This is a genomic window from Streptomyces sp. NPDC017448 (assembly GCF_044330565.1).
Lineage (GTDB): Bacteria > Actinomycetota > Actinomycetes > Streptomycetales > Streptomycetaceae > Streptomyces.
Genome location: NZ_JBIRLM010000001.1, coordinates 731,291 through 757,314 on the forward strand (window position 1 = coordinate 731,291; position 26,024 = coordinate 757,314).

Consider the following 26,024-nt stretch of genomic DNA (forward strand, 5'->3'; position numbering starts at 1 on the left):
GCCGCCGTCCGCGCACGGAACGACGCGGGAGCCCCGGCCTTCGGAAAGGCCGGGGCTCCCGCGTCGTCGTGGGTGGTGCGCCGTGGCGGGCGGGGTCAGCCGGTGTAGGGCTTCGCCGCCAGGATCTTCACCGTGGCGGTCTTGCCGTTCGGCAGCTCGTAGTCCGCGTCGTCGCCCGTCCGCTTGCCGTTGACGCCGAGGCCGAGCGGGGACTGCGGGGAGTACGTCTCGATGTCCCCGCTGGCGTACTCGCGGGAGGCGAGCAGGAAGGTCAGCGTGTCGTCCTCGTCGCCGTCGAAGGCGATGGTGACGACCATGCCGGGCTCGACCACGCCGTCGTCGGCCGGCGCCTCGCCGACCTTCGCGTGCTCCAGGAGCTGGGTCAGCTGGCGCACCCGCAGCTCCATCTTGCCCTGCTCCTCCTTGGCCGCGTGGTACCCGCCGTTCTCCCGCAGGTCACCCTCCTCACGGGCCGCCGCGATCTTGACGGCGATCTCCGTGCGCGCGGGACCCGACAGGTACTCCAGCTCGGCCTTGAGCTGGTTGTACGCCTCCTGCGTGAGCCAGGTGACGTTTTCGCTGGTCTGGGTCACAGGTGCTCCTCGTCGGTACTGGGAATACATCGGTACTGGGAATACAAAGGATCGCCCTACCCGGAAGCACCGCTTCCTCGGGTGGGCGAAACCACGAGCCTAACAATTCCGCAGGAAAAGGGGGAGAAGGTAAAACATCACATGCCGGGGGCGCGTGCCGCGCCCCGTATCACCGCAGGTCAGGTGGGGTGCGACCGCGGTCAGCCCTGCGGGCCGTCGTCGGCGGTGCAGCCCATCGGCTCAACCGCCGTCGCCCGGGACCGGGTCACCACGGTCACGACCTCGTCGATCCGGTCCGCGGCCCGGTCGAACCGGACCTCCTTGCGGCCCACCTCGGCGCCGTCCTCGCTGAGCGCCCGCACCACGCAGTACCCGTGGCCGTCCCGGTCCTTGCGGACCTCCAGGTGGACGTCGGCCCGGGTGTCGGAGACGACCTTGAACTTGATCATCTCGCCGCTGATGCCCTGGCCGCCCACGTAGTCGAAGCCGATCCACGCGATCACGCCGAGCAGGACGGCGCCCAGGACCGATCCGACGATCTTCAGCTTGCGGTCCGCCCGCTGATCCTCGGTCCGGCCGTAACGCCCCTCGGGCGCGGCCTGGCGAACCGTCGTCATGATCGTTCCCTTCGGACCGGGCATCGAGGAATTTTCCGGCCCCTCGTTCAGTCACTATAGAAGCCGTCCGTCCGTCACCCGATCGCGCCCCACACCGGTACGGCACGGGCCGGGCCCCCTCCGACGGGGACCGTCGAGGACCTCCGGAGCCTTCGGCGGTCTCCGGCGACCTTCGACCGGAGCGACCAGCGACCAATGACTGAGGATCGAGCTTTGACTGAGCAGCTGCGACTGATGGCCGTTCACGCCCACCCCGACGACGAGTCGAGCAAGGGCGCGGCCACCATGGCCAAGTACGTGTCCGAGGGGGTGGACGTGCTGGTCGTGACCTGCACGGGAGGCGAGCGCGGCTCCATCCTCAACCCGAAGCTCCAGGGCGACGCGTACATCGAGAAGAACATCCACGAGGTGCGCAAGAAGGAGATGGACGAGGCCCGGGAGATCCTGGGCGTCCAGCAGGAGTGGCTCGGTTTCGTCGACTCGGGGCTGCCCGAGGGCGACCCCCTGCCGCCGCTCCCCGAGGGCTGCTTCGCCCTGGAGGACCCGGAGCACGCCGCGGGGCGCCTGGTGGCGAAGATCCGCGCGTTCCGGCCGCAGGTCATCACCACGTACGACGAGAACGGCGGCTACCCGCACCCCGACCACATCATGACGCACACGATCTCGATGATCGCGTTCGACGGTGCGGCCGACGCGGAGCGGTTCCCCGAGGACGAGTTCGGGCCGGTCTGGACCCCGCAGAAGCTCTACTACAACCAGGGCTTCAACCGCCCGCGCACCGTCGCCCTGCACGAGGCGCTCCTCGCCCGGGGCCTGGAGTCCCCGTACGGGGAGTGGCTGGAGCGGTGGAAGGAGTTCGAGCGCGTCGAGCGCACCCTGACCACGTACGTCCCCTGCGACGACTTCTTCGAGATCCGCGACAAGGCGCTGATCGCGCACGCCACGCAGATCGACCCCGAGGGCGGCTGGTTCCGGGTTCCGATGGACGTCCAGCGCGAGGTCTGGCCGACCGAGGAGTACGAGCTGGCGAAGTCTCTGGTCGATACCTCCCTCCCCGAGAGCGACCTCTTCGCGGGCATCCGCGACAATGCCTGATATGTACGCGACCCAGGCACTGACGCACCTCGTCCCGCTCGCCGCCGAAGAGCTCGACAAGAACAAGGTCACCCCCGGCGTCCTCGGCTTCCTCGTCTTCGCCGCGCTCGCCGTCGGCGTGTGGGCGCTGATGAAGTCGATGAACCGGCACATGGGGCGGGTGAACTTCGAGGAGGCCCCCGACCCGGACGCGGAGCCGGCCGGGACCGGGGCGGCGACCTCCTCCGGGAAGTAGGCGACGCACCGGACCGCCCCGCCGCGCCCGGCGGGGCGGGGCGGCGGGCGCTCGCCCCGCTTCCCGGCGCGGGGCGCGGACGCCCCCTGCTGTACGGGCGGGGGGACGGACCTGCTGCCGTGCGGGTGCGGGTGGGGACTGGCGACGCCGTACCCGGGGTACGGGGGCCGAGGCTCCGGTCGGCCTTGCCCTGCCCCTGCCGTGCCCTGCCGTGCCCTGCGGGTGCGGCGCGCGGGCCTGTGGCGCTGCGCGTCCGCGCGGGTGCGCGGGTCTGTGGCGCGCTGTGCAGGGGCGGGGAGCCTGTGACGCTGCGCGGGCGCCTGTGGCGCTGCGCGGGTGCGGGCAAGGGCCCCCGCTCGCTCCGTCACGGCCGCGCCCGCCCCCGCCTCCCTCCCGTCCCCGCCCCCGTCAGGGCTGCGCCGACTCCAGCGGCACGCCCATGATCTGGCCGGCGCCCCGCGCGGGGGTCAGCCCGAGCCGCCACGCCTGCCAGCCGTCCTCCAGGTCCACGCCCCGCTCCAGGGCCACCGCGAAGGCCGCCGCCGACTGCTCCAGCTTCACGTCCCGCGCCGGGTGCCGGGCCTCGATCAGCTCGGCCAGCTCCTGCTGGGCGACCACCGTGCCCACCTCGCTGCCGCCGGGCGAGGCGTACGGCAGCAGCGTGCAGCGCAGGAACCGGGCCCAGTCGCCGCCCCGCGCGTCCCCGTACGAGGCGAACAGCCCCGCCGCCTCCCCGCACAGCTCCAGCGCCTGCGCCGCGCGCCCGTTGCCCGCGTCGATCAACGCCAGCTCCACGCAGGCCCACGCCTCCCCGTACGGCACCTTGATCCGCCGGAAATCCGCCCGCGCGTCCGTCAACAGCTGCCGGGCGAACCCCGAATTGCGCAGGTTGCCCGTCTGCGCGGCCCGCTGGTCCCGGGTCACCCGGCCCGAGTGGTGCCGGGCGCAGGCCAGCCCGTACACGTCCCGCATCCGGGAGAACATCGTGCGGGCCCGCTCCAGCTCGCGTACCGCCTGATCGGTCTCCCCGTCCTCCTCCAGCGCCTGGCCCAGGTAGAACAGGGTCCACGCCTCACCGCGCGCGTCCTCGTTGTGCCGGTGCCGCTCCAACGCCTCCCGCAGCTGCTCCAGCGCGGCCGCCGGGTCGCCGTCCACCAGCCGGGCACGCGCCAGCTGGGTGATCGCCCACGCCTCGCCGCGCCCGTCGCGGGTCCGCCGGTACAGCTCCAGGGCGGTGCTCAGCGCCTCCTCGGCCAGGGCGACCTCGCCCGTACGCAGCCGCACCTGACCCAGCTGGAACTGCGTCCACGCCTCACCGTGGAGCGACTCGCCCTCCCGGTGCAGCCGCAGCGCGTCGGCCAGCAGCGCCAGCGCCCTCGGCAGATCGCCCCGGTCCCGCTCCACGGCGGCCAGCGCGTGCAGGGTCCAGGCCCGGTCCTCCGCCTGCGCCTCGGAGGACTGGAGCGCCAGCGCCTCCCCGAGCCGGGCCGCCGCCTCGGCCAGATTGCCCTGGTGGTGCAGGGTGATCCCGAGCGAGCAGAGGGCCAGCGCCTCACCCGCGTCGTTCTGTGCCTCGTGGTACAGCCCGACGACGGAGGAGAGCGTGGTGCGGGCCTTGTCCAGCTCGCCGAGCTGCCGGGCCGCGATCCCCGTACGCCACTGCACCGACCGCTCCAGCAGCCCCTGGTCCACAGCCTGCGTCAGCTCGCTGATCTCACCGAGGCGGTACAGGTCGCCGCGCAGCAGGCAGTAGTCGCACAGTGCGCCCAGCAGATGCAGCACGGTGGCCTGGTCGACGCCCTCCGCGTGCCGCAGCGCCGCCGTGATGAAGCTCGACTCGTCGTCCAGCCAGCGCAGCGCCGCGTCCAGCGACCCGAACCCGTGCGAGCCGAACTGCCCCGCGCGGGTGGACATCTTCCCGTCGACCATCCGGATCACGGCGTCGGCCAGCTCCGCGTAGTTCGTCAGCAGCCGCTCCTGCGCAGCCGTCCGCTCGGCCGCCTCCTCCTCGTCCAGCAGCCGGGCCAGCGCGAAGGCCCGCACCAGGTCGTGCAGCCGGTAACGCGAACCCCGTACGCGGGTGAGCAACCCGGCCCGCGCCAGCACGGTCAGCAGCCGCTCGGCCTCCTGCTCGTCCGCCGCCAGCAGCGAGGCGGCGGCCGCCGCACCGAGACTGGCCCGGCCCGCCAGCGCGAGCCGCCGCAGCAGCCGGCGCGCCTGATCGCCCTGGTCGGTGTAGCGCAGCCACAACGCCCGCTCCACCGGGCCCCCCGGCCCGTGCGCCCCGGCAAGCGGCTCCGCCGGTCCGGCCGGAAGGGCCGCCCCGAGGTCTTCCGCCAGCGTGTGACGGCTACGGGCCCCCAGCGCGGAGCCGGCCACCCGCAGCGCCAGCGGCAGCCCGCCGCACAGCTCCACGATCGCTTCGGTGGACGGGTAGTCGTAGGGCCCGGACTCCTGCCCCTCGGCGACCTCGCGCAGCAGCTCCTCCGCGCCCGCCGCGTCCAGCGGCCCCACCGGCAGCTGGTGCACCCAGGCCGCCAGCTCCTCAGGCAGCTCCAGCGGCGTACGGGCGGTGACGATCACCAGGCTGTCCGAGCGCTCCGGCACCAACGTGCGCACCTGCTCGGCGTCGGTCGCGTCGTCGAGCACGACGGTGACCGGCGTTCCCGTGAGGTGCTGGTGGTACAGCTCACCGAGCCGTCGTACCTGCTGCTCCGCCGACGCCCCTTCCCGGAACAGCAGTTGCTCGCGCGGGGCGCCCAGCCGGTTCAGCAGGTGCAGCAGCGCGTCCCGGGTCGGCAGCGGGCTCTCCCCGGCCACCTGGCCGCGCAGATCGACCACGCACGCACCCCGGAACTGGTCCTTGAGTGTGTGCGCCGCCCGCACCGCCAGCGACGTACGCCCCGACCCCGGTTCGCCGTGCAGAACGACGACGGTCGGCCGGGTCTGCGTGGAGGCGCGGGCCGCGTGCACCCACTGGGCGATCTGCGCCAGCTCGGCCCGCCGACCGGTGAAGGGGCCTTCCGGCTGCGGAAGATGGCCGAACGACTGCTCCAGCACCACCCGGGTGCGGGCCGCCGCGCTGCGGTCACCGCCGCGCAACTGGCGTACGGCGGAGGCGTTCTGCTTCTTCGGGGAGCGGGCCGCCGGGGTCAGCATCCGCTGCTGGTCCAGGTACGGGCGGATGCCCCGTACCTCCAGGGCGGTCAGCCACTGAAGCCTCAACTGCTCGGCCCCGCCCGGCTGTCCGGCCGCCGCCGCGCGACGGTGGGCGGCGGGCCAGTGCGAGGCGGTCGCCTTCACCACGGTCGTCGCCGTACCGGCCACCGCGACGGCCGCACCCGCACCGAACGCCAGACCGGTGGTCGCGCCGAGCGCCAGGTCGGCCCCGAACGCGGCAGCGGCGGCAACCCCCGTCACCAGCAACGGTGTTCCGAGCGCCGCTCTGCTGAAGCGCTCCGCCGGCGGGCGGTCGCCCGCCGCCGAGTCGAGCGCCCGCGTGTACGCGGCGTACTCCTCGGCCGCACCCGCCGCGATGGTGTCGAGCGCCGCACGGGCCCGCGACATCAGCGCACCGGCGTCGGTCCGCCCACCGGTGCGCCGCGCCTCCTCCTCCACAGCGCGCACCAACAGCCTCTCGGCCTCCGCCCGATGGCTGTCCCGCATATGCGTCCCCCTCCGAGAGCCGCGCCCCGGACCTCGGTCTCCGGGGCGCCCGACGCCGAGCGTCGGATATCAGCGCCAAGTGTCCTGCCTGGCGCGCTCCGACGCGAGGGGGAGAGGGGGAGGGGCGGGCCGAGGAGCGAGGACGGGGCAGCCCGCGCCCGGGCTCACGCCTGCGGCGAGGGCGGCGCCTCCTCGACGGGGTCCTCCTGCAACAGGTCGTACAGCGCGTCGGCCGCCGGCAGCTCGGAGGTGCGGCTGGTCAGCTCCTCGGGGGCGGTCATGGCCGTACCGGCGGCGAAGGCGCCTGCGAACAGTGCGGTCGCGATGAGTTTCTTCACGGTGTCCGTATCCGTCGTGACGGTGGCGGGGGCCACGTGGGGTCCGGGGCTCACTGCTGCCGAGCCATCCCGCGACACCGCAGCAGATACGTTCCTGCGGAGGCGACGCGACGACTCGGACGAGCAACGGCCGAGGGGGGCGGTGGTGATCGTTCGAGAATTCCAGACTCCCCAACGACGCCACCCCCTCCGGGGAACGCCCCACCCCGCCGATGTCACCCGAATGAAGACCCCGGCCGACACCGGGAGACCCCACGAGCGCCCGTGGGGCGGGTGAGCGGATCACCTCCGCTCGAGCGGAGAGCACTTGTCCATGCTCCGTGTTCTAGTGCGGCAGCTGCGCCCCACACGAGCCGGGGGAACTACCCTCGCTCGTAAACTCGTCGTTGCAGCCCTGGGCACCGACAGCTGGTCTCAGCCACTGCCCTTTGCCGGTCGTTAGATGACGCCCAAGTCCACAGTGAGGGAGAAGGGCGCGGTGGCCTTCACCGTGCCGGTGAACATCTCGCCGTCCCTGTACGTCCTGGAGGCGGGGTCGAGGACGTAGGTATAGACGATCGGCACACCGGTGGCGGCCTGCTCGACCCGCCAGTAGAAGGGGATCCCGGCCTTGGCGTACTGGTCCACCTTCACGATCCGGTCGGTGGTCTCCGACCCGGGCGACACGACCTCGACGACCAGGAGTACGTGCTCGGGGCGGGTGGGCGTGAGGTCGATCGTCTCCGCTCGGTAGACGATGACGTCCGGACGGCGGTTGGTGAGCGGGACGTCCTGCAGGCGGACGTCGAAGTCGGTGTCTGCGTTCCAGTCGGGGCCCGCGGCGGCGTCCAGGGCGTTGGCCAGGATCCGGGCCAGCCGGTTGTGGCGCTTGGAGGCGCTCGGGCTCACGACGACCATCCCGTCCACGATCTCGATGCCGGCGCACTGCTCCTCGGACCAGGAGTCGTACTGCTCCGCGCTGATCTGGCTGTGCATCCACGCGGGCGCCACCATCTCGGCGGTCATGGTCTACCTCCTTCGAGGGGCCTCGGCAGGCGCATTACTGCTGGAAGTCAGCCTACTGTCCGCGGATGCCGCACCACCCGGCTTCCGCGGCGCCCACAGGCCCCACTTGCCCCTTCACGCCCCGCCCCGTGGCGCACGGGTGTCGTGAGGGCGGGTGCGCGAGGAGGGGGTGTATCGCCGACCGGCTTGCGCCGACCACCTCCCCCTACCTCCTCCAGCACGCCGACAACCCCGTCGACTGGTGGCCGTGGCCGCCCGGGGCGTTCGAGGACGCCGGAAGGCGGGTCGTGCCCGTGCTGCTCAGCGTCGGGTACTCCAGTTGTCACTGGTGACAGTGAACTCGCGAACCCCGTAGCCGACGGTGCTCACACCTCTCTGAGGACCACACGGTTCCCGCAGAGCTTGGACCAGTCGTCGCGGTCGGAGGTCAGAACGATCACGGGAGCCGGGACGCGGAGCGCGAGCGCGGCGACGAGGGCATCGATCGCGTACTTGTGCCCATGCAGCCCGCCTGCGTCCTGAAGCAGCTGCACTGCGGTCAGGGAGTCCTCCTGACTGACCGGTTCCACCCGCAGTCGGGAGAGCACCCACTTCAAGCGCGCCAGATCGGTCTTCCCGTGCACGGCTTCAACAATGGTCAGCACGGACACGAGGACGGGAAGCCCAGCCTGCCGGGACGCCTCGATGCGAGCCGCCATGCCACGGTCGTTGCGCAGGAGCAGAGAGAGCGCCTCGGAGTCGAGCACCAGCGAGCGGGCCGGCTGCTCCTTCACGCAGCGCCCCGTTCGAGATCCTCGGCGGTCACGTCTCCGAACAGCTCGCGTCGAGCGGCTTCGATCTCCTGCTCCGTGAGCGCGCCGTGCTCTTCCTCGTGGGACGCCACGATCTCGGCGAGTCCGTCCATGGCGAGCTGGTGCCTGACGGCTTCGGTGATGTAGCTGGACAGCCCGCGACGGCCGGTTCGGGAACGGAGCTCGCTGACCAGCTCGGTGGGCATGGACACGGAGATGTTCTCAGTGGTCCCGGCTCGGGTCGGCTTCATGCTCAGAGTGTAGGACAAGCACTATTACAGAGGGAGGGCTTCGACCCTTCCCGTGAACTGGTTGAAGGCTGGAGCTGCCCTGAACCCGGATGGACTTCCCCGCCGGAAGGTGTGGCGGTACGGGCGTAGCCGGAACCCGGACCGCTGAATGCAGTCTTGCTCTTGTTGCAGCTCGAAGTAGTCAACGTCAGCGCAGGCCTGCTTCACCGGTGTGCGAGTGAACCCCGCCGCGGCCATGGCGCCGCGTCCCTGCTGAACACACCTGCACTTGACCGTATTGCCTTGCGTAAAGGTGCGGGAGGGCTGGGCTGGACCAGATGGAACAGCGGGGGACCTGGACCGAGAAGGAGCTCTGGCCGCTGCCGACGCTTCCGCCGTTGTGGGCAGCCGCTCCGGACCGACCGCCCTGTGGCGTACGGGTGTCGTGAGGGCGGGTGCGCGAGGATGGGGTGTATGGCCAACCGACTTGCTCAGACCACCTCCCCCTACCTCCTCCAGCACGCCGACAACCCCGTCGACTGGTGGCCGTGGTCGCCCGAGGCGTTCGAGGAGGCCAGAAGGCGGGACGTGCCCGTGCTGCTCAGCGTCGGGTACTCCAGTTGCCACTGGTGCCACGTCATGGCGCACGAGTCCTTCGAGGACGACGAGACCGCCGCGTATCTGAACGAGCACTTCGTGTCCGTCAAGGTCGACCGGGAGGAGCGGCCCGACGTCGACGCCGTGTACATGGAGGCCGTGCAGGCGGCCACCGGGCACGGAGGGTGGCCGATGACCGTGTTCCTCACGGCGGACGGCGAGCCGTTCTACTTCGGGACCTACTTCCCGCCCGAGGCGCGGCACGGGTCGCCCTCCTTCCGGCAGGTGCTGGAAGGGGTGGCCACCGCCTGGCGCGACCGGCGGGACGAGGTCGCCGAGGTGGCCGGGCGGATCGTGGCCGATCTGGCGGGGCGGTCGCTGGTCCACGGTGGCGACGGGGCGCCGGGGGAGTCGGAGGCCGCTCAGGCGCTGCTCGGGCTGACCCGGGAGTACGACGAGCAGCACGGCGGGTTCGGGGGCGCGCCCAAGTTCCCGCCGTCCATGGCCGTCGAGTTCCTGCTGCGCCACTACGCCCGTACGGGGTCGGAGGGGGCGCTCCAGATGGCCGCCGACACCTGTACGGCGATGGCCCGGGGCGGGATCTACGACCAGCTCGGCGGCGGGTTCGCGCGGTACTCCGTGGACCGGGAGTGGGTCGTCCCGCACTTCGAGAAGATGCTGTACGACAACGCCCTGCTGTGCCGGGTGTACGCCCACCTCTGGCGGGCCACCGGGTCGGACGAGGCCCGGCGGATCGCTCTGGAGACCGCCGACTTCCTGGTGCGGGAGCTGCGCACGGCCGAGGGCGGGTTCGCCTCCGCGCTGGACGCCGACAGCGAGGACGCCGACGGCAAGCACGTCGAGGGCGCCTACTACGTGTGGACGCCCGCGCAGTTGAGGGAGGCGCTGGGGGAGGACGACGCCGCCTTCGCCGCCGCGTACTACGGGGTGACCGAGGAGGGGACCTTCGAGGAGGGCTCCTCCGTGCTCCGGCTGGCGGGGGACGCGGGGCCCGTGGACGCCGACCGGGTCGCCGCCGTACGGGCCCGGCTGCTGGCGGCACGGGAGGAAAGGCCGCGGCCGGGGCGGGACGACAAGGTGGTCGCCGCCTGGAACGGGCTCGCCATCGCCGCCCTCGCCGAGACCGGCGCGTACTTCGACCGGCCGGATCTGGTCGAGCGGGCCACCGAGGCCGCCGACCTGCTGGTCCGGGTCCACCTGGGCGAGGTGGCCCGGCTGACCCGTACCTCCAAGGGCGGGCGGGCCGGGGACAACGCCGGGGTGCTGGAGGACTACGGCGACGTCGCCGAGGGCTTCCTCGCGCTGGCGGCGGTGACGGGGGAGGGGGCCTGGCTGGAGTTCGCCGGGTTCCTGCTGGACATCGTGCTGGAGCAGTTCACCGGCGAGGGCGGGCAGATGTACGACACCGCTCATGACGCCGAGCAGCTCATCCGGCGGCCCCAGGACCCCACCGACAGCGCCACCCCGTCCGGGTGGTCCGCCGCGGCCGGCGCGCTCCTCTCGTACGCCGCGTACACCGGGTCCGAGCCCCACCGCACCGCCGCCGAGGGCGCGCTCGGCGTGGTGAAGGCGCTGGGGCCGCGTGTTCCCCGGTTCGTCGGGTGGGGGCTGGCGGTGGCCGAGGCGCTGCTGGACGGGCCCCGCGAGGTGGCCGTGGCCGGGCCGGTCGGCGGGGAACTGCACCGTACGGCGCTGCTCGGACGGGCCCCCGGAGCGGTGGTCGCGGCCGGGGAGGGGCCGGGGGCGGCGGCCGAGTTCCCGCTGCTGGTGGACCGGCCGCCGGTGGGCGGGGAGCCGACCGCGTACGTCTGCCGGCACTTCGTGTGCGACGCGCCGACCACGGACGCGGGGGAGCTGGCGGCGAAGCTGGGGGGCTGAGCGCCGCCGCGGACAGCGGTGAGGGGTCGGTCGTCCCGTGCGACCGGCCCCTCACCTGTGGTCCTGTGGTCCTGTGGGGCGTACTTCCCGTGCTCACCTGTGGTCCTGTGGTGCGTACTTCCCGTGCCCGCCCGCGGCCTCGTGGTGCGTACTGCCCGTGCTCACCCGTGCTGGTACGCCACCAGCGAGATGCCCACGTAGTGCGCGATGAACGCCGCCAGCGTCAGCGAGTGGAAGACCTCGTGGAAGCCGAACCAGCGCGGCGACGGGTTCGGCTTCTTGAGGCCGTAGATCACGCCGCCCACGCTGTAGAGCAGGCCGCCCACCACGACGAGCACCAGCACCGCGATGCCGCCCGTGCGCATGAAGTCCGGCAGGAAGAAGACCGCAGCCCAGCCCATCGCGATGTAGCACGGCGTGTAGAGCCAGCGCGGCGCGCCCACCCAGAACACCCGGAACGCGATGCCCGCCGCCGCGGCCGCCCACACCGCCCACAGCAGCGGGCGGGCGGTGGACCCGGGCAGCAGGAGCAGGGTCAGCGGGGTGTAGGTGCCCGCGATGATCAGGAAGATGTTCGCGTGGTCCAGGCGGCGGAGCACCGCCTCGCCGCGCGGCCCCCAGGTGCCGCGGTGGTACACCGCGCTGACCCCGAACAGCAGGCACGCGCTGAGGACGTAGACGGTGCACGCCACCCGGGCTCTCGTGCTGTCGGTCAGCGCGATCAGGGTGATGCCGGCGACCAGGACCGCCGGGAACATGCCGGCGTGCAGCCAGCCGCGCATCCGCGGTTTGACGGGGGTGGGGTCGAGGACGACAGGTCCCGGGGTCGCGGCGTCAGTGGCAGCGTCAGTCATGTCTCGCATGCTACCTACGCCTCCGTAGGTAGCGGATATGGGGCGCAAATGAGTGGCGATGCTCACGTGTGCGGCCCCCTGGACATATGGGCGCAAGGGTTGGATGATCAAATGAGTGCAGTCGGCACCGGATGAGCGCCAGGGGATTTCGAAGGGTACGAAGCATCCGGGTCGCAGCCCCCACGGGGCCCAACAACTGACACCCTCAACTAGGAGCGATCGTGGCGCGCGACATCGCGGCTCCCCTCACTGTCCCCACCCACCACCAGGAGCTGGTCTCCTGGGTCGACGAGATCGCAGCCATCACCCAGCCGGACCGGGTGGTCTGGTGCGACGGCTCCGAGGCCGAGTACGAGCGCCTGTGCGGGGAGCTCGTCGCCAAGGGCACGTTCACCAAGCTGGACGAGATCAAGCGGCCCAACTCGTACTACGCCGCGTCCGACCCCAGCGACGTCGCCCGCGTCGAGGACCGTACGTTCATCTGCTCCAAGGAGGAGAAGGACGCCGGACCCACCAACCACTGGAAGGACCCCGCCGAGATGCGGGAGATCTTCACCGGTGAGGACGGCATCTTCCGCGGCTCCATGCGCGGCCGCACCATGTACGTCGTGCCCTTCTGCATGGGCCCGGTCGGCTCGCCGCTCTCCGCGATCGGCGTCGAGATCACCGACTCCGCGTACGTCGCCGTCTCCATGCGCACCATGACCCGCATGGGCCGGGCCGTCCTGGACGAGCTGGGCGACGACGGTTTCTTCGTCAAGGCCGTCCACACCCTCGGCGCCCCCCTGGAAGAGGGCCAGGAGGACGTCCCGTGGCCGTGCAACACCACCAAGTACATCTCGCACTTCCCCGAGGACCGCGAGATCTGGTCGTACGGCTCCGGCTACGGCGGCAACGCCCTGCTCGGCAAGAAGTGCTACGCCCTGCGCATCGCCTCCGTCATGGCCCGCGACGAGGGCTGGCTCGCCGAGCACATGCTCATCCTGAAGCTCACCCCGCCGCGCGGGGAAGCCAAGTACGTCGCCGCCGCCTTCCCCTCGGCCTGCGGCAAGACCAACCTCGCCATGCTGGAGCCGACCATCCCCGGCTGGACCGTGGAGACCATCGGCGACGACATCGCCTGGATGCGGTTCGGTGAGGACGGCCGCCTCTACGCGATCAACCCCGAGGCCGGCTTCTTCGGCGTCGCACCCGGCACCGGCGAGCACACCAACGCCAACGCCATGAAGACCATGTGGGGCAACTCCGTCTTCACCAACGTCGCGCTGACGGACGACGGCGACGTGTGGTGGGAGGGCATGACCGAGGAAGCGCCCGCGCACCTCACGGACTGGAAGGGCAACGACTGGACCCCCGAGTCCGGCACCCCGGCCGCCCACCCCAACGCCCGCTTCACCGTCCCCGCCGGACAGTGCCCGATCATCGCGCCCGAGTGGGAGGACCCCAAGGGCGTGCCGATCTCCGCGATCCTCTTCGGCGGCCGCCGCGCCTCCGCCGTACCGCTGGTCACCGAGTCCTTCGACTGGCAGCACGGCGTCTTCCTCGGCGCCAACGTCGCCTCCGAGAAGACCGCCGCCGCCGAGGGCAAGGTCGGCGAGCTGCGCCGCGACCCGTTCGCCATGCTGCCGTTCTGCGGCTACAACATGGGCGACTACATGAACCACTGGGTCAAGGTCGGCGCCGACAAGGACCAGGCCAAGCTGCCGAAGATCTACTACGTGAACTGGTTCCGCAAGAACGAGGCGGGCAAGTTCGTCTGGCCCGGCTTCGGCGAGAACGGCCGCGTCCTCAAGTGGATCGTCGAGCGCCTGGACGGCAAGGCCGAGGGCGTCGAGACCCCGATCGGCATCCTGCCGGCCAAGGGGGCGCTCGACACCGAGGGCCTGGACCTGGCCGAGGCCGACCTCGACTTCCTCCTCACGGTCGACAAGGAGGTCTGGCGCGAGGAGGCCGCCCTGGTCCCCGAGCACCTCAACACCTTCGGCGACCACACGCCCAAGGAGCTGTGGGACGAGTACCACGCGCTCGTCGAGCGCCTGGGCTGATCCCGGCGCCCCCACCGAACCCCGCGGCCGGGTCCATCGGACATCCGCCCTGACCTGTGGGGCCGAACGACCCGCCGCGGTACGGGGCCTGCCGTCGTCGTCGGCGGCCCCGGAGGGCCGTCCCCGACCAAGGACACCCTCCCGGCCCCCGGAACCCCCTCACGGTTCCGGGGGCCTCCCCATGTCCCGGACGCTCCCGGCCCGTATGCCGGGGGCCGCCGACCGTCCCGCTCCGGTGCGGGGGCGCCCCCGGTGTGCGACGAGACGCGTTTCGTGCGCGACGGGGGGCGGTCCGTGCGCGGTGGGACGGGACGCTCGTGCCCGGCCCGGGGCGCGCACAGGCCGTGGCGCCCGGTCCGCACGCCCTGTGCGGCATGCGGACCGGGGCCGTCAGTGGGCGCCGACCAGCTGCCCGGAGGGGGCGGGGTCGGCGAGGGCCGCCGCGTGGGCGTCCATCCGCTCGGCGGCGAGGATGGCCGCGGTGGTGTCGGCGCGGGACGCGGCCACCAGCAGCGCGCGGCCCGCGAGGGTGTGGGCGCGGCGGTGGAGGTCCGCGGGGGCGGCGTCGGTCAGACCGGCGTGCCGGGCGGGCGGGGCGCCGCGCAACCGGGCCACCTGCTCGGCGATGCGGTCGCCCGCGGCGCCGAGGCCCAGCTCGTCGGTGACCGCGAGGAGGGCCGCCAGGTGGCCGGCGAGCTGGATGTCCAGCTCCTCCTCGCGGCTGCGGTGCGGAAAGTCCGCGTCGTCGGCCGGCGTGTGGACCGAGGGGCTGCGGATCGGCTCGTACATGGATGGCCTCCCGATGGTGCGTGGAACCATCCTACATTGGAATGAGTCTAAAGTTGTGCGGCATCCGGAAGTGGGGGGCGGAGGGTGCCCGGCCTACGGCTGCCCGTACCCGTCCAGGAAGGTCCCGATCCTGGTCACGGCGTCCGTCAGGTCCTCGACCGTCGGCAGGGTGACGATCCGGAAGTGGTCGGGCTCCGGCCAGTTGAAGCCGGTGCCCTGCACGACCATGATCTTCTCGGCCCGCAGCAGGTCCAGCACCATCTGCCGGTCGTCCTTGATCTTGTAGACGGCCGGGTCCAGCCGGGGGAAGAGGTACAGCGCCCCCTTCGGCTTCACACAGGTCACCCCGGGGATCGAGGTCAGCAGGTCGTACGCCGTGTCCCGCTGCTCCAGGATCCGGCCGCCCGGCAGTACCAGCTCCTCGATCGACTGCCGGCCGCCGAGCGCGGTGGCCACCGCGTGCTGCGAGGGCATGTTGGCGCACAGCCGCATGTTGGCGAGGATCGTCAGCCCCTCGATGTACGAGGTGGCGTGCGCCTTCGGGCCGCAGACGGCCATCCAGCCGGAGCGGTAGCCGGCCACCCGGTAGTTCTTCGAGAGGCCGTTGAAGGTCAGCACCATGAGGTCCGGGGCGAGCGCCGCCGTCGGGGTGTGGGTCGCGCCGTCGTACAGGATCCGGTCGTAGATCTCGTCGGAGCAGACGATCAGGTTGTGCCGTCGGGCGATCTCGGTGAGAGCGCGTAGCATCTCCTCGTCGTACACCGCCCCGGTCGGGTTGTTCGGGTTGATGATCACCAGGGCCTTGGTACGGTCGGTGATCTTCCGCTCGATGTCCGCGAGGTCCGGCATCCAGTCGGCCTGCTCGTCGCAGCGGTAGTGCACGGCCGTCCCGCCCGCCAGCGAGACCGAAGCGGTCCACAGCGGATAGTCGGGGGCCGGGACGAGCACTTCGTCACCGTCGTTCAGCAGGGCCTGCATCGACATCTGGATCAGTTCGGAGACGCCGTTGCCGAGGTAGACGTCCTCGACGTCGAGGTCGATGCCCTTGGTCTGGTAGTGCTGCATCACCGCCCGGCGCGCGGACAGCAGGCCCTTCGCGTCGCCGTAGCCGTGCGCGCCCGCCACGTTGCGCAGGATGTCTTCCAGGATCTCCGGGGGGCACTCGAACCCGAACGCGGCGGGGTTGCCCGTGTTCAGTTTGAGGATGCGCTGACCGGCCGCTTCCAGCCGCATCGCCTCCTCCAGCACGGGGCCTCGGATCTCGTAACAGACATTGGCGAGCTTCGTGGACTGGGTGACCTGCATGTCCGCGAGCTTACGGCGGCGTCCGGCGGGGGGCGCGGGGATTGCTCCGGTTGTACGCCGTCGGGGGCGCGGCGCCCGCCCGTCCCGTCTTCCATCGCCATGCCCGCCGCCGCCCCGGACCGTGGGATGGCCCGGTCGGGGCGGCGTCGCGGCTTGGAATGGCGGCGTGGGCGTCCGTGCCGGGTGAGATGCGCCACGCGGGGGCCGGAGCGCTTCGCCCGCCGGGCCCGGGGAGCCCCCGTGCGGCGCCGTCACTCGGGGAGGCGGACGCCCTCCGGGAGGCGGAGGCCGAAGTCGTCCCTCAGGACCCGCAGCGCCTCGTCGCCGTCCTTCAGCACCCGTTCCGTGACCGTGCCGTCGTCGGCCGTCTCCACCAGGTCGAGCCCGGACAGCGCGAGGTGGCTGCCGACGCGGGTGCGCTGCGCGTACACCGCCTGCCGGAACGGGGAGCGCGGGTAGGTCGCGATGAACCAGTTGATCGCCTCGTGGTCGGGCTGCTCGTACGGCTCCAGGGTGAAGGCGTACTGCGGCTCCCACGCCCCGCCCTTCTCCACCTGGAGCTCCCACATCGGCAGCGGGCCGTTGTGCGGGGTGTGGACGAGGCGGTGGTGGCGCGGGGCGTCGAACAGTTCGGCGCCCTCCACCAGTTCGATCGGCTCCAGCAGCGAGCCGACCGAACCGAAGCCGACGTCCGCCAGGTACGGGTGCGGCTCACCGGCCACGTCCACCCGCAGGAGCATGTGCGTACGGGGCCGGATGTCGCCCGGCGCGGCGCCCACCACCACGCGTGCGGCCAGCAGGGTCACGGTGAAGCCGATCTGCCGCAGCGCCGTGGAGAAGAGGGTGTTGTGCTCGTAGCAGTACCCGCCGCGCCCGCCGCGGACGAGCTTCGCCTCCAGGTCGTCGGGCGCCAGCGACGGCGCGGAGCCGAGGACGGGTTCCAGGTTCTCGAACGGGATGCCGACGAGGTGGGCGCGGTGCACGGACCGCAGCACCTCCAGCGTGGGGCGGGGCTCCCCGGTCCAGCCGATGCGGGCGAAGTAGGCGTCGAGATCGAGTGTCATACGCCGACCGTACGCAGCCGGGGGGCGGGCGCGCCTCCGACCGGGGGCCGACATGGGCGGCCGGGGGGCCTCGGTCCCTGGACCGAGGCCCCCCGGGGGGGTGGACGCGTGGGCCCGGCGGGCCGGGCCTGTTCCGCCGTCGTCGCCCGGTCCGGTGCGGGCGGACCCGCCCGGCCGGAGCGCGGGCCCCGCCGGCCGGCGGCCCAGGCATCGCCCGGCCCGCGTCCGGCCCGCGTCCGGCCCGCGCCCGGCCCGCGTCCGGCCCGCGTCCGCCCGCGTCCGGGCCGCGCTCCGCCCGCGTCCGGCCCGCGCTCGGCTCCGGTTTCGCCCGGCCCCGGGCGCCCGGCCCCGGGCGCCCGGCCCGCCCCCGGCTCCGGTGCGGGCGGCCTGTCCGCCTACCTCCCCCTACATCCCCTCCACCGCCCCCGCCGACGCGATCAGCAGAGCCGTGTCCACGCCCTGCTCCCGGGCCGTACGGAGCAGGGCCGCGTCCCCCGCCTCCGCCACGGCCGCGCTGGTGGGCTCCGCGGGCGCCGGGCCGCCCGCGTAGGCCGCCGTCGCCGGGGCCATCGCCGCGAGCCAGTCCGCCACCAGGGCGCCGAACGCCTTCCGGTCGATCTCCGCGTCCGCCACCAGCGCCGCCGCGTGCCGGGCCCCGGCGAACATGGCGGTCATCGCGCTGAGCAGCGCCACGTCCTGGAGCGCGGCGAGACCCGGGTCGGCGCCGACGTACCGGGTGGCCGCGGGCACGGCCAGTACCGCGCGGTGGGCGTCGAAGAGCTCGCGGGAGCCGCTGTAGAAGACGTAGCCCCCGGCCTCCGGCACCCCGATCATCGGCGGCACGGCCATGACCCCGCCGTCCAGGAAGCGGGCGCCGCGCTCGTTCGCCCAGGCCGCACGGGCGCGCGACTCGGCCGGGGTGGAGGTGGTGAGGTCGACGAGGTCCTTGCCCGTGAGGTCGGCGCCGGCCAGGGTCTCGCGGACCGAGGCGTCGTCCAGGAGGCAGGTGACGACGAGCGGGCTCGCGGCCACGGCCTCCGCCGCCGTGGAGGCCGTCCGCGCGCCGGCCGCGGCGAGTTCGGCGGTACGGCCCGGGCTGCGGTTCCAGACGGTCAGGGGGTGCCCGGCGGCGAGCCAGGTACGGGCGAGCGCGGCGCCCATCGCGCCGAGGCCGAGCAGGGTGAGAGGGGTGGGCGAAGGGGAGGTGGAAGCGTTGTCGGACATGGCGTTTAGGCTGGTCGAAGGCGCCGGGGGCGACAAGTACGCACTAGGAAGTGGGTGGTTGCCCCGTGGTGAGTGACCAGGTGGGAGGGGTGGGCGATGCGGATCGTACGGCGGCCGGGGGCTTTCGTCTGCGGGATCGACGCGGCGATGGACGTGATCGGCGGCAAGTGGAAGGTGCTCATCCTGTGGGCGCTGAACGAGCGGACCTGCCGCTTCGGTGAACTGCGCCGGGCCGTGCCCGGGGTGACCGAGAAGGTGCTCAGCTCCCACCTCAAGGAGTTGGAGGACGACGGCATCGTGCACCGCGAGGTGTACGCCGAGGTGCCGCCGCGCGTGGAGTATTCGCTCACCCCGCTGGGCCTCTCCCTGAACGCGGCGCTGGAACCGCTGGGGGCGTGGGGGCGCGACCACATCTACCGGGGCGCGGGCGCGGACCCGGTCCCCTCGGGGGCGGAGGGCGCCGCCGAACCCGTGGCGGGGCTCGGACAGCCGTAGGCCCGGCCGCCCGCCCTGCCGGGGGCGGGCGGAGACGGCCCCTGGTGGCGGCCCGGCCGCCCCACCCGGCCGCGAGGGCTGCGCGCTCGCCGGGCCGCAGCCGCCTCCGCCCCGGGGGCGCGCCCGGCGGCCCGGCCGCGGTCAGGTCCGCCCGGCGGCCCCGGCCGCGGTCAGGAGCGCCGGGCGCGCGCCGCCTCGACTCCGTCCAGCAGGACGCCGAGCCCCACCCGGAACGTCTCGCGCGCCTCCCGCTCCAGGTACGGCACCGGCTCGGCCCCCTCCGGGCTCCCGGCCGCAGCCGCGCCGGAGCCCGGATCGCCGTCCGCCTCCGGGTACGGCTCCACCGCGCCCTCCGTCTCCAGCCCGACCACGGCGGGGAAGCGCTGCGCGAAGTCGGGGACCAGCTCCAGCAGGGCCGCCGAGCGCGCCGCCCACCACTCCTCGTCCGTGCTGCCGGTCGCCGCGGCGGCCAGCCGGGCGTCCGCCACCGCCTGCGCCGAACCCCGGACGAACGGGAACAGGGTCCCCACCAGCCGCCGCAGGACCCCCGCCTCCAGCCCGGTCGCCCGCAACAGCGTGACCAGGGTGTCCAGCCCCGCGTACTCGTGCGGCCCCAACACCGGCCGCGCCTGCGAGACCTGGAGCACCCAGGGGTGGCGGACGTAGAACTCCAGAACCTCCCCGGCCCACGCGGTCAGCGCCGCCCGCCAGCCCTCCGACTCCGGGTAGGCGGAGGGGAGTTCGGCGTGGACGGCGTCGTACATCAGGTCCAGCAGTTCGCCCTTGCCGGGGACGTGGGTGTAGAGCGCCATCGCCGTGCGCCCGAGCCGGTCGCCCACCGCGCGCATCGACAGGGCTCCCATCCCCTCCTCGTCCGCGAGCGCCACGGCGGCGGCCACGATCGCGTCCACGCTCAGGCTGGGCTTGGGCCCCGGACCGCTCCGCGGCGGCGCCGGAACCTCCGCACGCCACAGGAGGGAGAGGGAGCGACGCGGATCGCCCTGTCCGGCGAAGACCACCACGCGCGACTCCTTACGTTGTAAAGTAACGTCCGTCGGGTAATTCATTACGCCGTAAGCTATCAAGAGGCACGGGAAAGGGGCCGACGCGATGGGTCAGGCACTGCCGATCACCTGTGTGCGGGTCGTGGACGTCGAGCGGATCACCCCCGGGACGGCGCGGATCTCCTTCACCGCCGACGAGCTGCCCGCGCTCCTGGAGGACCGCCCCGACCAGCAGATGAAGCTCTGCCTGCCGCGCGTCGGGCGGGCCGCGCCCCGGCTGCCGGAGCGGAGCGCCGACGACCCGTACGGCATGCGCTGGTACGAGGCGTACCTCGCGATCCCGGAGGATGAGCGGCCCTGGATGCGCGGTTTCACCGTCCGCTCCTACGACCGTGAACGCAACGTGATGGCCGTGGACTTCGTGCTGCACGGCGACGGGGGCCCCGCCTCCCGCTGGGGCGCCGCCGCCCGGCCCGGCGACGTGCTCGGCATGGTCGGCCCGTCCTCGCTCTACGCCCGGCCGCTGCCCGTCGCCCGGCGGATGCTCCTGGCCGGGGACGAGACCGCGCTCCCCGCCATCGCCACCGTCCTGGAGGCGCTGCCCGCCGGGACCGGGGCCGTGGTGTACGCGGAGGTCGCGGACGCGGCGGAGGAGCGGGAGCTGCCGCCCGCCGCCGGAGGGGCCGAGGTCCACTGGGTGCACCGGGACCGGGGCGGGTCGCTGACGGCGGCGGTGCGGGAGGCGGGGCCGGAGCTGGACGGGGTGGACGCGGCCTGGGTGGCGGGCGAGGCGTCCGCCGTCCGGGCGCTCCGCCGCCACCTGGTCGAGGAGCGCCGACTGCCCAGGAAGGCCGTCGAGTTCAGCGGCTACTGGCGGCGTGCGCTCACCCAGGACGACGCACCGACCGAGGAGGACCTCGCCGAGGCGGCCGAGCGCGCGGCCGACACCCCGTAGCCGCCCCGTAGCCGCGTCGTGGCCGGGCGCGCCGCCGGGCGCCCCGCGGCCGGGCGCGTGCCGGGCGGCTCACGAGCGGGCGGCCGGGTGCGTGCCCGGCGGCCCCGTGTGCGGCACGGCCCCGTGGGCGGCCGGGCGGTCCGGCCGCCGCCCTCAGGCGGCCCCCGCCCCCCTGCCCCGGATCGCCCGGCCCGCCAGCACCGAGGTCCGGATGCCGTCCTCGATGACGAAGCGGCCGTCGATCAGGACGTGCGGGATGCCCACCGGCAGGGCGCGCGGCTCCGCGAACGTGGAGCCCGCCGCCACCGTCTCCGGGTCGAACAGCACCAGATCCGCGCGGTACCCCTCGCGCACCAGCCCCCGGTCCGCGAGCCGGAGCCGGGCGGCCGGGCGCGAGGTCAGATGGGCCACGCACTCCTCCAGCGAGAGGATGCCCAGCTCCCGCACGTACCGGCCCAGGTACTGCGGGAAGGTGCCGTACGCCCGCGGGTGCGGTTTGTCGCCCTGGAGGATGCCGTCGCTGCCGCCGGTGTGCACCGGGTGGCGCATGATCTGCCGGACGTTCTCCTCGTGGCCCACGTGCTGGAGGATCGTCGTCCCGAGCCGGTCCTCGCTGAGCAGCCGCCGGGCGGTCGTCCAGGGCTCCTCGCCGCGCAGTCGCGCCGACTCCTCGACCGTACGGCCCACGTACTCGGCCAGGTGGGGCGCGCTGACGCCGGAGATCTCGATGGTGTCCCACTCGATCGGCACCCCGTGGCAGCCGTCCGAGCCCAGTACCTCCAGCTGGTGGCGGATCCTCTCCGCGCTCGCGGGCTCCCCGAGCCGGGCCAGGACCGACTCGGGCCCGCCCTCGCTCGCCCAACTCGGCAGCATGGCCACCAGCGTGGTGCAGCCCGGGGTGTACGGGTAGGTGTCGAGCGAGATGTCGGACCCGGCGGCCAGCGCGTCGTCGAGCAGGGCGAGCAGCTCCGGCGCCCGCCCCTTGTTCACGCCGAAGTTCATGGTGGCGTGGGCGAGATGGAGCGCGCAGCCGGCGTGGCGCGTCAGCCGCACCATCTCCCGGTACGCCTCCAGCGCCCCGGCCCCGTAACTGCGGTGGTGGGGGCAGTAGTAGCCGCCGTGGCGGGCCACCACCCGGCACAGCTCGGTGAGTTCGGCGTCGTCCGCGTACATCCCCGGGGTGTAGGTCAGGCCCGAGGACATGCCGACCGCGCCCTCGCGCATGCCCTGGTCCACCAGCTCCTTCATCCGGGTCAGCTCGGCGGCGGTGGCGGGCCGGTCGTCCCAGCCCACCGCGTACATCCGGACCGTGCCCTGCGGGATGAGGTAGGCGGCGTTGACCGCGATCCCCCGGCCGCCGAAGTTCCGGTCGAGCCGGTCCAGGTAGCCGCCGACCGTACGCCAGTCGAAGTCGATGTCGCTCCCGTCCCCGTTCCAGCCGGTGATGGAGCGGCGCACCTCCGCGAGCGTGCGGTCGTCGGCCGGGGCGTACGACAGCCCGTCCTGGCCCAGGACTTCGAGGGTGACGCCCTGCGCCGCCTTCGCGCTGTGGTCCGGGTCGCGCAGCAGCGCCAGGTCGCTGTGGGCGTGCATGTCGATGAAGCCGGGGGCGAGCGCGAGGCCGTCCGCGTCCACGGTCCGGGCGGCGGTGGGGCGGGGCCCGGGGGAGCCCTCGGGGTGGATCTCGGCTATGCGGCCGCCGTCGAGGGCCACATCGGCGCGGTAGGAGGGCTCGCCGGTGCCGTCGACGACGAGCGCGTCACGCAGGACCAGGTCCATGGGTCACCTTTCAGGGAGCGGAAGCGGTACGGTCCGGCGGCTCTAGAAGAACGTGCGGATGTAGTCGGCGACCGTGCCGTCCGCCTCGACCAGCGGGATCAGCTGCCACTTGTCGAAGCTGGTACAGGGGTGCGAGAGGCCCATGCCGACCCAGTCGCCCACCTCCAGCTCCACCCCCTCCTCCGTGCGCACCCAGGTGTGCTGGTCGGAGAGGCCGGTGACCGTGACCCCGGCGGCGGGCCGCACCGAGCCGTCCCGGGCGGAGCGGACCACCTGCGCCTCGGGCAGGTCCAGGTCGTACGCCGCGTCCCGCTTGCCCGCGTTCAGGAACGCCTGCTCGCCGGAGGGGCGCGAGACGACCTGCGCCCAGAGGCGGAAGGCGGGCTCCAGCGCACCCTCGTCGGGAACCCGGTTGAACGGGGTGAGGTGCTTGTAGTGCCCGTCGTCGTGCGAGACGTACGCGCCGGAGCGGAGCAGTTTCAGCACCGGACGGCTCAGCTCGGGGAGCTCGGCGAAGACGTCCGCGACCGCGTCGAACCAGGCGCTGCCGCCCGCGCTGACGACGATCTCCTCGGCCCCGGCGAACCGGCCGGCCGCGTCGAAGCCGGCCGCCAGGGCGACGAGCCGCCGCAGCCACGCCCGTACCCGCTCGGGATCGGCGTCCGGCACCTCGCCCTCGTACCCGGCGACGCCCACGAGCCGCAGCGAACCGGCCGCCGCCACCGCGTCGGCCACCGCCGCGCAGTCGGCCTCCGTACGGGCCCCGGTGCGCGCGCCCTCGCCCGCGCCCAACTCCACGACCACGTCGACCGGGCGGGTGGCGCCCGCCGCGCTCAGGGCCTCCTCCATCAGCTCGACGCCACGCACCGAGTCGACGTAGCAGACGAAGCGGAACGCCGGGTCGGCGGTCATCTCGCCGGCCAGCCAGCGCAGGGCCACCGCGTCGACCAGCTCGTTGGCGAGGAAGATCCGGCCGATCCCGTACGCCCGGTAGACCCGCGCCTGGTGCGGCACGGCGGCCGTGATGCCCCACGCGCCGCGCTTCAGCTGGTCCGCGAAGAGCTGCGGGGACATGGACGTCTTGCCGTGCGGGGCGAACGCGAGGCCGTGGCGCTCGGCGTACGTCTCCAGGAGATCGAGGTTGTGGGCCACCGCCTCGGCGGAGAGGGCGAGCACGGGGGTGGTGAACCCGCCGGTGAAGAGGTTGCGGCGTTCGGCGGCCAGCGCCCCGACCGTCAGGCCCTCCGCGTCCGGCGGCAACGCCTTGAAGCGGTGGTCGACGCGCTCGTCGGCCAGGCCGGAGACCGGGGACGCCGGGGAGGCGCCGGGGGCGCCGGATGCGGAGGGCGCGGAGGTGTGACCGGTGGGGCGTTCGGCTGCCAAGGGGAGCTCCTCGAAGTTCGTTGCAACATATGCAACACCCATTGCGTATATCGCTCAGGGTTGTCTAACATCCGAGCCGATGCCCGGTCAATGGTGACCACCGGCCCGCCCCCCGATCAGCGAGGAGCCCTTCCGTGTCCGGACCCGCAGCAGGGACGGCCGCCGCCGCCGCGACCACCGACGTCGTCTGCCTCGGTGAGTCCATGGTGACGTTCCTGCCCTCGCAGCCCGGCCGCCTCGCCGACGTGCCCTCCTTCGCGCGCGGGATCGGCGGGGCCGAGTCCAACGTGGCCTGCGCGCTCGCCGCCGCCGGGCACCGGGCGGCCTGGGTCGGCCGGGTCGGCGCGGACGGCTTCGGCGACCACCTCGTCGAGACGATCGCGGCCTACGGGGTCGACACCTCGGCCGTCCGCCGCGATCCTGACCGCCCGACCGGCATCTACTTCCGTACCGCCGCGGACCGGGGGACCGGCACGCACGAGGTCGCCTACTACCGGGCGGGGTCGGCGGCGTCCGCGATGTCCCCGGACACCGTTCCCCACCAGGACCTCTTCGCGGGCCGTGTCCTGCACCTGTCCGGGATCACGGCCGCCCTGTCGGCCGACTGCCTCGCCCTGCTGCGGGAGGCGACGGCACCCCGCCGCGGCCGGCCGCTGGTGTCGTTCGACGTGAACCATCGGCCGCACCTGTGGCGCGGGTCCGCCGCGGACGCGTCCGTGCTGCTGGAGCTGGCCCGGCGGGCCGACCTGGTGTTCGTCGGCGAGGACGAGGCGGAGGAGGCGTGGGGGATCGTCGGCCCGGAGGCGATCCGGGCGGCGCTCCCGGAGCCCTCGGTGGTGGTGGTGAAGCGGGGGAGCGCGGGCGCGACGGTGTTCTCGCGGACCGGCGCCGGCCCCACGGAGGCCGGCGGGGCCGCGAGCGGCACGGGAAGCGGCACGGACACGGGCGCGGGAAGCGGCACCGGCACCGGCACAGACACGGGAAGCGGCACGGGGACTGACACCGTCACCCCCGTCCCCGCCCTCCGCGTCGACGTCGTCGCCGCCGTCGGAGCGGGCGACGCGTTCGCCGCCGGGTTCCTCTCCGCCACCCTGCGCGGGCTGCCCGTACGGGACCGGGCCCGGCACGGGCACCTCATGGCCGCCGCCGTCCTCACCGTCCCCGGCGACCTCACCGAACCGCCCGCCCGCCACCACGCCGACCGCCTCGTCGCCCTCGACGACGACGCCTGGGGGAGACTTCGTCTCGCCCCCGGCTGGACCGCGGCCGGACGGGCCCCCGAGGAGGTACGCACACCATGAGTCAGACCGTCGACCGGGCGCTGAGCATCCTGCCGCTGCTCGCCCAGGGGCCCGCCGACCTCGGCCAGGTCGCCGAGCGGCTCGGCGTCCACAAGTCCACGGCGCTGCGCCTGCTGCGTACGCTCCACGAGCACGGGCTCGTCTACCGCCAGGAGGACCAGCGCTACCGCCTCGGCGCCCGGCTGTTCGCCCTCGCGCAGGAGGCCGTCGAGAACCTCGACGTACGCGAGATCGCCCACCCCCACCTGGTCGCGCTCAACGACCGGTGCGGGCACACCGTCCACCTCGCCGTGTACGAGGAGCAGGAAGTCCTCTACATCGACAAGGTCGAGAGCCGCTACCCGGTCCGGATGTACTCCCGGATCGGGAAGCCCGTGGCGATCACCGTCGCCGCCGTCGCCAAGCTGCTGCTGGCCGACCTCCCCGAGCCCGAACGGCGCGTCATCGCCGAGAAGCTCGACTACCCCCTGTACACGCCCCGTTCGACGCCCAACGCGGCCGCGTTCCTCCAGGAGCTGGCCGTCGTCCGCGAACAGGGCTGGGCCACCGACCTCGGCGGCCACGAGGAGTCCATCAACTGCGTCGGGGCCCCCATCCGCGGCGCGGACGGGCGGGTCGTCGCGGCCATGTCGATGTCCGCGCCCAATGTGGTCGTCACGGCCGAGGAACTCCTCACCCTGCTCCCGCTGGTCCGGCGCACCGCCGAGACCATCAGCCGGGAGTACTCCGGAACCACCCGACCCAAGAAAGTCTGATCAGC

At 73.3% G+C, this 26,024-nt stretch carries 23 protein-coding genes and 1 pseudogene; 9 read left to right on the top strand and 15 right to left on the bottom strand.

The annotated features are described in order from the left end of the window. Window positions 1–95: 95 nt before the first annotated feature. Window positions 96–593, bottom strand: a complete 498-nt coding sequence (gene greA / locus ACH4K1_RS03305) for a transcription elongation factor GreA (RefSeq protein WP_228990358.1) — start codon at window positions 591–593, stop codon at window positions 96–98. Between the two features lie 200 nt (window positions 594–793). Further along, window positions 794–1,210 carry a DUF4307 domain-containing protein gene (locus ACH4K1_RS03310; RefSeq protein WP_398086020.1) on the bottom strand — a complete coding sequence of 139 codons (417 nt, stop codon included), beginning with the start codon at window positions 1,208–1,210 and terminating at the stop codon, window positions 794–796. Between the two features lie 213 nt (window positions 1,211–1,423). Between ACH4K1_RS03310 and mca the strand changes: the two genes are divergently transcribed. Continuing rightward, on the top strand, window positions 1,424–2,305 hold the full coding sequence (gene mca / locus ACH4K1_RS03315) for a mycothiol conjugate amidase Mca (protein WP_398086022.1): 882 nt from the start codon (window positions 1,424–1,426) through the stop codon (window positions 2,303–2,305). A 1-nt stretch (window position 2,306) separates the two neighbouring features. Then, a complete protein-coding gene (locus tag ACH4K1_RS03320; RefSeq protein WP_228990361.1) occupies window positions 2,307–2,540 on the top strand; it encodes a hypothetical protein in 234 nt (77 codons plus the stop codon). A gap of 408 nt (window positions 2,541–2,948) precedes the next feature. Here the strand turns inward: ACH4K1_RS03320 and ACH4K1_RS03325 are convergent, their stop codons facing one another. From ACH4K1_RS03325 to ACH4K1_RS03335, 3 genes are all read right to left on the bottom strand, one after another. Next, window positions 2,949–6,206, bottom strand: a complete 3,258-nt coding sequence (locus ACH4K1_RS03325) for a tetratricopeptide repeat protein (RefSeq protein ID WP_398086024.1) — start codon at window positions 6,204–6,206, stop codon at window positions 2,949–2,951. A 164-nt stretch (window positions 6,207–6,370) separates the two neighbouring features. After that, window positions 6,371–6,544, bottom strand: coding sequence for a hypothetical protein (locus ACH4K1_RS03330; RefSeq protein WP_228990363.1), 174 nt, complete (start codon window positions 6,542–6,544; stop codon window positions 6,371–6,373). A gap of 438 nt (window positions 6,545–6,982) precedes the next feature. Continuing rightward, window positions 6,983–7,549 (bottom strand): Uma2 family endonuclease, encoded by a 567-nt coding sequence (locus ACH4K1_RS03335; protein ID WP_398086027.1) that lies wholly within the window; start codon window positions 7,547–7,549, stop codon window positions 6,983–6,985. Between the two features lie 173 nt (window positions 7,550–7,722). On the opposite strand from ACH4K1_RS03335, the pseudogene ACH4K1_RS03340 reads away from it, so the two are divergent. Continuing rightward, a pseudogene (locus ACH4K1_RS03340) lies at window positions 7,723–7,878 on the top strand (DUF255 domain-containing protein); the annotation flags it as partial. Window positions 7,879–7,914: 36 nt separating this feature from the next. On the opposite strand, the gene ACH4K1_RS03345 reads toward ACH4K1_RS03340, so the two are convergent. Continuing rightward, entirely contained in the window at window positions 7,915–8,322 is a 408-nt protein-coding gene (locus tag ACH4K1_RS03345) for a PIN domain-containing protein (RefSeq protein ID WP_398086029.1), read from the bottom strand. Further along, window positions 8,319–8,591 carry a hypothetical protein gene (locus ACH4K1_RS03350; protein ID WP_398086031.1) on the bottom strand — a complete coding sequence of 91 codons (273 nt, stop codon included), beginning with the start codon at window positions 8,589–8,591 and terminating at the stop codon, window positions 8,319–8,321. Before ACH4K1_RS03350 ends, ACH4K1_RS03345 begins: the two co-directional genes overlap by 4 nt. Before the next feature lie 453 nt (window positions 8,592–9,044). Between ACH4K1_RS03350 and ACH4K1_RS03355 the strand changes: the two genes are divergently transcribed. Beyond that, window positions 9,045–11,066 (top strand): thioredoxin domain-containing protein, encoded by a 2,022-nt coding sequence (locus ACH4K1_RS03355; protein WP_398086035.1) that lies wholly within the window; start codon window positions 9,045–9,047, stop codon window positions 11,064–11,066. A 161-nt stretch (window positions 11,067–11,227) separates the two neighbouring features. Here the strand turns inward: ACH4K1_RS03355 and ACH4K1_RS03360 are convergent, their stop codons facing one another. Beyond that, window positions 11,228–11,920 carry a hemolysin III family protein gene (locus ACH4K1_RS03360; protein WP_398086038.1) on the bottom strand — a complete coding sequence of 231 codons (693 nt, stop codon included), beginning with the start codon at window positions 11,918–11,920 and terminating at the stop codon, window positions 11,228–11,230. Between the two features lie 221 nt (window positions 11,921–12,141). On the opposite strand from ACH4K1_RS03360, the gene ACH4K1_RS03365 reads away from it, so the two are divergent. Continuing rightward, a complete protein-coding gene (locus ACH4K1_RS03365) occupies window positions 12,142–13,965 on the top strand; it encodes a phosphoenolpyruvate carboxykinase (GTP) (protein ID WP_398086041.1) in 1,824 nt (607 codons plus the stop codon). A 390-nt stretch (window positions 13,966–14,355) separates the two neighbouring features. Here ACH4K1_RS03365 and ACH4K1_RS03370 read toward each other — a convergent pair whose 3' ends face one another. The 4 genes from ACH4K1_RS03370 to ACH4K1_RS03385 form a co-directional block, all read right to left on the bottom strand. Continuing rightward, window positions 14,356–14,754 carry a hypothetical protein gene (locus tag ACH4K1_RS03370; RefSeq protein WP_398086044.1) on the bottom strand — a complete coding sequence of 133 codons (399 nt, stop codon included), beginning with the start codon at window positions 14,752–14,754 and terminating at the stop codon, window positions 14,356–14,358. Window positions 14,755–14,847: 93 nt separating this feature from the next. Continuing rightward, window positions 14,848–16,059, bottom strand: a complete 1,212-nt coding sequence (locus ACH4K1_RS03375) for a pyridoxal phosphate-dependent aminotransferase (protein WP_398086047.1) — start codon at window positions 16,057–16,059, stop codon at window positions 14,848–14,850. Between the two features lie 251 nt (window positions 16,060–16,310). Beyond that, window positions 16,311–17,123 carry an arylamine N-acetyltransferase gene (locus ACH4K1_RS03380; protein WP_398086050.1) on the bottom strand — a complete coding sequence of 271 codons (813 nt, stop codon included), beginning with the start codon at window positions 17,121–17,123 and terminating at the stop codon, window positions 16,311–16,313. Between the two features lie 405 nt (window positions 17,124–17,528). Continuing rightward, the gene (locus ACH4K1_RS03385) at window positions 17,529–18,347 is read right to left on the bottom strand and encodes an NAD(P)-dependent oxidoreductase (RefSeq protein WP_398086052.1); all 819 of its coding nucleotides are present in this window, start codon (window positions 18,345–18,347) and stop codon (window positions 17,529–17,531) included. Window positions 18,348–18,443: 96 nt separating this feature from the next. Between ACH4K1_RS03385 and ACH4K1_RS03390 the strand changes: the two genes are divergently transcribed. Beyond that, window positions 18,444–18,842, top strand: coding sequence for a winged helix-turn-helix transcriptional regulator (locus tag ACH4K1_RS03390; RefSeq protein WP_398086054.1), 399 nt, complete (start codon window positions 18,444–18,446; stop codon window positions 18,840–18,842). A gap of 170 nt (window positions 18,843–19,012) precedes the next feature. Here the strand turns inward: ACH4K1_RS03390 and ACH4K1_RS03395 are convergent, their stop codons facing one another. Beyond that, window positions 19,013–19,864, bottom strand: coding sequence for a TetR/AcrR family transcriptional regulator (locus ACH4K1_RS03395; RefSeq protein WP_398086057.1), 852 nt, complete (start codon window positions 19,862–19,864; stop codon window positions 19,013–19,015). Window positions 19,865–19,952: 88 nt separating this feature from the next. Here ACH4K1_RS03395 and ACH4K1_RS03400 point away from each other — a divergent pair, with 88 nt between their 5' ends. Next, the gene (locus ACH4K1_RS03400) at window positions 19,953–20,801 is read left to right on the top strand and encodes a siderophore-interacting protein (RefSeq protein ID WP_398086059.1); all 849 of its coding nucleotides are present in this window, start codon (window positions 19,953–19,955) and stop codon (window positions 20,799–20,801) included. A 153-nt stretch (window positions 20,802–20,954) separates the two neighbouring features. On the opposite strand, the gene ACH4K1_RS03405 is transcribed toward ACH4K1_RS03400, so the two are convergent. Both ACH4K1_RS03405 and ACH4K1_RS03410 read right to left on the bottom strand, forming a co-directional pair. Then, complete coding sequence (locus ACH4K1_RS03405) at window positions 20,955–22,580, bottom strand: amidohydrolase family protein (RefSeq protein WP_398086062.1); 1,626 nt, start codon at window positions 22,578–22,580, stop codon at window positions 20,955–20,957. 42 nt (window positions 22,581–22,622) lie between these two features. Beyond that, window positions 22,623–23,963, bottom strand: a complete 1,341-nt coding sequence (locus ACH4K1_RS03410; protein WP_398086065.1) for an alanine racemase — start codon at window positions 23,961–23,963, stop codon at window positions 22,623–22,625. Between the two features lie 134 nt (window positions 23,964–24,097). Here ACH4K1_RS03410 and ACH4K1_RS03415 point away from each other — a divergent pair, with 134 nt between their 5' ends. Both ACH4K1_RS03415 and ACH4K1_RS03420 read left to right on the top strand, forming a co-directional pair. Beyond that, entirely contained in the window at window positions 24,098–25,264 is a 1,167-nt protein-coding gene (locus ACH4K1_RS03415) for a sugar kinase (protein WP_398086068.1), read from the top strand. Next, window positions 25,261–26,019: an IclR family transcriptional regulator gene (locus tag ACH4K1_RS03420; RefSeq protein ID WP_398086070.1), complete on the top strand. Its 759-nt coding sequence runs from the start codon at window positions 25,261–25,263 to the stop codon at window positions 26,017–26,019. Before ACH4K1_RS03415 ends, ACH4K1_RS03420 begins: the two co-directional genes overlap by 4 nt. Window positions 26,020–26,024 lie beyond the last annotated feature (5 nt).